1 protein-coding gene is annotated in these 1,139 nt (G+C 70.1%); it reads right to left on the bottom strand.

Annotated features, from left to right (window positions below; genetic code table 11):
- Nucleotides 1–1,139: beta-ketoacyl synthase N-terminal-like domain-containing protein (locus ACWC9R_RS37085; protein WP_450738288.1), on the bottom strand; the 1,139-nt coding region annotated here is incomplete at both ends.

Genomic DNA, 1,139 nt, shown 5'->3' on the forward strand with positions numbered 1-1,139 from the left:
ACCACGGCCAACACCCGATGACCGTTACGCCTGGCGTCCGACAAGCGCTCCACCACCAGCACACCAGCACCCTCAGCCCAACCGGTGCCATCCGCGGCGTCCGAGAACGCCTTGCACCGGCCGTCAGCGGCAAGGCCGCGCTGCTGGCTGAACTCGATGAACGCACCCGGCGTCGACATCACGGTCACACCGCCGGCCAGCGCCAGATCACACTCGCCCGAGCGCAGGGACTGCGCCGCCAGGTGCAGGGCGACCAGCGACGAGGAACACGCCGTGTCCACCGTCACCGCAGGCCCCTCAAGACCCAGCGCATACGACACCCGACCCGACACCACAGCTGCCGCGTTGCCGGTACCGAGATAGCCGTCCTGGCCCTCCGGCGTGCTCAGCAGCAGGGCGGGGTAGTCCTGGCCGTTGGACCCGACGAAGACCCCGGCCCGGCTCCCCCGCAACGTCTGCGGATCAATGCCGGAACGCTCAAGCGCCTCCCAGGAGGTTTCCAGCAGCAGCCGCTGCTGCGGGTCGATCGCGACCGCCTCTCGTGGGCTGATGCCGAAGAACGCCGGGTCGAACCGGTCGGCCCCGCTGACGAATCCGCCATGGCGCGAGTAGCTCTTCCCAGGCTGTCCCGGGGTCGGGTCGTAGAGACCGTCGAGGTCCCAGCCACGGTCATCGGGAAGCTCGGAGATCGCGTCCTCCGCCCCGGCCACCAGCCGCCACAGGTCCTCTGGGCCGGCCACCCCGCCGGGAAGCCGGCAGCTCATCCCGACGATGACCACCGGATCGTCCGACGTCGAAGCCCTCACCGGCAGACCGGGCACCATGTCCGTCCCGGTCCCGAACAGCTCGGCGCCCACGAACCGCGCCAGATCGACCGGCGTCGGATAGTCGAAGACGACGGTGGTGGGCAGCCGCAGACCGGTCTCGGCGTTCAGCCGACCGCGCAACTCCACAGCGGTCAGCGAGTCAAAGCCCAAGTCCCGGAAGGCGGAACGCGCTTCAAGCGACTCCGGCTGGTGGTAGCCGAGGACCGCTGCGGCGTGCGTACGCACCAGCTCCAGCAGCGCCCGCTCCCGCTCCACAACCGACAGCCCCGCCAAACGCTCCCGCACCACCCCGACACCGGAACCCTCACCACC

It is taken from the genome of Streptomyces sp. NPDC001219 (assembly GCF_053597915.1).